At 74.8% G+C, this 791-nt stretch carries 1 protein-coding gene; it reads left to right on the forward strand.

The genetic code is table 11. The features are described from left to right. Nucleotides 1-791, forward strand: a 791-nt coding sequence (locus M878_RS77175; RefSeq protein ID WP_023550659.1) for a YfjP family GTPase, incomplete at both ends; no start/stop codon positions are given.

The following is a 791-nucleotide window of genomic DNA, read 5'->3' on the forward strand; positions in this document are numbered from 1 at the left end:
CCGCAGCCGCCGCGCTCGCCGCCGAGCGCGAGACCGACAGCCGGGGCCAGGGCAGCAACCCTCCGCCCCCGCTGGCGTACGACGGCCCGCTGCGCTCCCGCCTCGACGCCCTGCGCGAACTCGTCGGCCTCTCCCGCACCCGTCTGGACGGCCACACCCTCGCCGAGGCGGGCCGGGTCCTGGACGAGGCGGCCGCCCGCCGCAAACTCTCCGGCCGGCACACCGTCATCGCCATCGCGGGCGCCACAGGCAGCGGCAAGTCGCAGCTGTTCAACGCCCTCGCCGGCGTGGCCATCTCGGAGACCGGCGTACGGCGTCCGACCACGGCCGCCCCCATCGCGTGCAGCTGGAGCGACGGCGCGGCGGGCCTCATCGACCGGCTGGGCATCCCGGGCCGGCTGCGCCGCCGCCCCGCGCACAACCCGGACAACGAGGCGGAACTGCGCGGGCTCGTCCTGGTCGACCTGCCCGACCACGACTCCGCCGCCGTACAGCACCGCGAACAGGTCGACCGGATCCTGAAGCTGGTCGACGCGGTGATCTGGGTGGTCGACCCGGAGAAGTACGCCGACGCCGTCCTGCACGAGCGCTATCTGCGGCCCATGTCCGGCCACGCCGAGATCATGTTCGTCGTCCTCAACCAGGTCGACCGGTTGCCCGGGGAGGCCGCCGACCAGGTCCTGGACGACCTGCGCCGGCTGCTGGACGAGGACGGCGTCGCACTCGGCGAGCACGGCGAACCGGGCGCCAACGTGCTCGCCCTGTCCGCCCTCACCGGCGAGGGCGTCGGC

The sequence above is a fragment of the Streptomyces roseochromogenus subsp. oscitans DS 12.976 genome (assembly GCF_000497445.1).
Lineage (GTDB): Bacteria > Actinomycetota > Actinomycetes > Streptomycetales > Streptomycetaceae > Streptomyces > Streptomyces oscitans.